Origin of the sequence: Intrasporangium chromatireducens Q5-1 (genome assembly GCF_000576575.1) — a bacterium.
In the GTDB taxonomy this organism is placed as follows: domain Bacteria; phylum Actinomycetota; class Actinomycetes; order Actinomycetales; family Dermatophilaceae; genus Intrasporangium_A; species Intrasporangium_A chromatireducens.
In genome coordinates this window covers 1-2,403 of record NZ_AWQS01000394.1, presented here as the reverse complement: position 1 = coordinate 2,403, position 2,403 = coordinate 1, and the positions used below count along the sequence as shown (strand labels likewise).

The 2,403-nt window shown below is 71.0% G+C and carries 3 protein-coding genes; all 3 read right to left on the bottom strand.

What is annotated here, in order from left to right:
- Positions 1-210: 210 nt before the first annotated feature.
- The 3 genes from N864_RS21515 to N864_RS21505 all read right to left on the bottom strand — a co-directional run bounded on the left by N864_RS21515 (position 211) and on the right by N864_RS21505 (position 2,087).
- Entirely contained in the window at positions 211-474 is a 264-nt protein-coding gene (locus tag N864_RS21515; RefSeq protein ID WP_155893057.1) for a hypothetical protein, read from the bottom strand.
- Positions 471-1,115, bottom strand: a complete 645-nt coding sequence (locus tag N864_RS21510) for a hypothetical protein (RefSeq protein WP_034722270.1) — start codon at positions 1,113-1,115, stop codon at positions 471-473. Before N864_RS21510 ends, N864_RS21515 begins: the two co-directional genes overlap by 4 nt.
- A gap of 84 nt (positions 1,116-1,199) precedes the next feature.
- Entirely contained in the window at positions 1,200-2,087 is an 888-nt protein-coding gene (locus N864_RS21505) for an ArdC-like ssDNA-binding domain-containing protein (RefSeq protein ID WP_034722267.1), read from the bottom strand.
- Between the last annotated feature and the right edge of the window lie 316 nt (positions 2,088-2,403).

The window sequence follows — 2,403 nt, the reverse complement described above, 5'->3', positions numbered from 1 at the left end:
CGCGGGCGGGCCGGGGTGCGCGAGGGGTGGCGGCCCCTCGCGCACGGCGGCGGACCTGGGGCGGTCGGGCGAGGACGAGGGGCCTGGTCGTGACGCTATCGGTGCGCGCGGACCTGGGGCAACGCTGCTGCCTCTCGCGGCGTCCCTCGGCACGCCCCCATTCCCTCGCGCCCCTATTGCCGCTAACAGTACTGTTCGGGCTGATGGCGGTCACTGTTGTGCGGGGGCCTGATTCCGGCTGATCTGCTCGCACAGGGCCGCCAGTCCGCCGGCCTGCCGGCCGCGGGCCAGGCACTCGGGGCACGTGGTGTGCTGGCTGCTGAGTGTCCACAGCTTGGCTCCTTTGATCTGGCCGGCCTGGCTGACGTCGAGGAAGTCGCGGCCGCAGGCGGTGGCGAAGTTCGGCAGGATCATGTGCACGACGTCGGGGGAGTCCTCGGCGGCGAGGACGTCGAGCAGGTCCGGGCCGTTCATGGCGTCCACTGGTCGGCCTCTCCGGTGAGGTAGGCGACGAACTCGGCGGCCTCGGGCCAGGCGTCGAGGCTGACGGCTTCGACGTGATCCAACTCGATCAGGTCGGCGGCCAGGCGCTGGGCGACGGCGGCGAAGCGGTGGGAGACCTCGGCGGGGGCCTGCTCGGGGCCGTAGCCGCCGGACTCGATGGCGGCGGCGTGGGCCTGGTCGTTGGCCTCGGCCTCGGCGCGCAGCGCCGTGGCTACGGCGGCGGGGCACTGTGGGGCGTGGGGGTCCGCGACGTGGGCTCCGCAGGCGCGGCAGCGGTCGGCGGTGTCGTAGCCGATGACGGGGGTGCCGGCGGTGCTGACCTCGTCCCAGATGCGGCCCTGTGGCACGTAGAGCAGCAGGGTGTCCCCGCCGACCTCGGCGGCGATGACCGGCACCGGCTCGACGTGGCCGGGGCCGGCGGCGTCGAGCACCATGCCGGCCTCGATCGTCAGGCCGTAGCCGTTGGCGTCCTGTCCGTCGCCGGCCGCGATGAGCGCGTGCATCTCGGGGAAGGTGAACGCCAGGACGGCCGCGCCGTTCCACTGCTCGCCGGTGTCGTGGGCCTCGTAGGTCCGGCCGGTGGCCGGTCCGATGATCCGGGTGGTGCGCATGGTTCCTCCTCGGGCTGCTCCTGCCTCCAATAGTACTATTACCGTCACCATGCGGCAACGGTAATAGTACTCTTGGGGGTTTTTCTAGGCGGCCTCGGTGGCCTCGTCGGTCTCGGTGATGGCCTCGGCCAGAGTGTGGGCGGCGCGCAGCACGCGGGCGGCGGTCTCCTTGATGGTCTCGGCCTCGCCCTGGCTCCATCCGGCCACGTAGCCGATGCTGTAGGCGCTGGTGTCCAGTCCGAGAATCCCGGCGACGACGTAGGCCACGGACTCGGCCTCGGTCTCCTTGATACCGCGGTGGGTGATGTACTCGGCCGGGTCCTCCTCGGCGTGCAGAAGGACGTGAGCGGCCTCGTGCAGGGCGGTCTTGGCGGCCTGGGAGGGGGTCAGGGCCGCGTCGACGACGACGCGGCGGGTGCCGTCGGTGGTGGTGTAGCCGTTGGTCTCGCCGGGGATCGGCGCGCGCTCGACGGTCCAGCCCTGGCCGGTGAGGTAGTCGGCCACGGCCTCGAAGATGCCCAGCGGGTCGTCTCCGGTGAGGCGGTGGGCGATGGTGCTGGGGTCCTCGGCCTCGGGGTCGATGGGGTCGGTCTGGCTCATGTCGAACACGGAGACGGGGAAGAATCGGGTGCGGCGGGTCTGCTTCTCCTCGCCGGTCTGCTCGTCCTCCTCGGTGGTCACGACGTCGCGGCCGCCGAAGATGCGGATGCCGCGCTCACCCTTGCGGACCTGGCGGCCGAGCTTCTGCCAGGTGCGGTACCCGGCGACGTGGGTGGCCTCGGGGCACTGGGCCAGGATCAGCAGGAGGTTGCCCAGGCTGTAGCGGTGGAAGGAGCGAGCGAAGTCGAGGAAGCGGGTCCACGCCTCGGAGTTGCGCAGCTGCTCGACCTGCTCCGTGATGGAGGCTTGCAGGGCCTCGGCCTCGGCGCGGCGCTGCTCGGGGGTCTTGGTGTTCTTGATCTTGCGTGCCATCGTCCTACCTCCGGTGACGGTATTAGTACTATTCCGGGCCGTCTGCCTGACCCTCCTCCACGTTTTTTGCCGTGAAGGCACGAAGTGCCATTCAGGGCGAGAGGAGGGAGTGCAACCCGTAGGGCGGCGGGGGAGAGAAGTTCGGCGCGAAATAAGGGAGCGAAGCGACCGCGTGCCGAAGTTCTCGGCGGAGCCGGCGGCGTAGCCGCTTGCACGGACGACGACGCCCGTAGAATGCCGCAGGCTTCACGGCGAAAAGCGTGCGCCGCAGGCGCGATCACAGCCGGCCCTGCGGGCCGTCGAGCACGGCCCGCAG

Bases quoted from the DNA above. Each gene is read 5' to 3' on its own strand.
- N864_RS21515 (WP_155893057.1), bottom strand. From the start codon at position 474: ATGAACGGCCCGGACCTGCTCGACGTCCTCGCCGCCGAGGACTCCCCC.
- N864_RS21510 (WP_034722270.1), bottom strand. From the start codon at position 1,115: ATGCGCACCACCCGGATCATCGGACCGGCCACCGGCCGGACCTACGAG.
- N864_RS21505 (WP_034722267.1), bottom strand. From the start codon at position 2,087: ATGGCACGCAAGATCAAGAACACCAAGACCCCCGAGCAGCGCCGCGCC.